Annotated in this window: 1 protein-coding gene; it reads left to right on the plus strand. The window is 45.8% G+C overall.

Annotated features, from left to right (window positions below):
- Positions 1-13: 13 nt before the first annotated feature.
- On the plus strand, positions 14-240 hold a 227-nt coding region (locus C6N31_RS47485; protein ID WP_498063738.1), incomplete at its 3' end, for a DnaJ C-terminal domain-containing protein.

The raw sequence follows: 240 nt of genomic DNA on the forward strand, positions 1-240 counted from the left end.
GGAGAAGAAAGTGTTGGAAGTCATTGTAGAGAAGGGGATGCAAAATGGGCAGAGGATAACTTTCCCTGGAGAAGCTGATGAAGCGCCCGACACAGTCACAGGCGATATAGTCTTCGTCCTACAACAGAAAGAGCACCCTAAGTTCAAGCGGAAGGGTGATGACTTGTTTGTTGAGCACTCTTTATCTCTGACTGAGGCACTATGTGGATTCCAATTTATACTGACTCATTTGGATGGTAG

The organism is Streptomyces fildesensis (assembly GCF_016107395.1).
Classification (GTDB): Bacteria; Actinomycetota; Actinomycetes; order Streptomycetales; family Streptomycetaceae; genus Actinacidiphila; species Actinacidiphila fildesensis.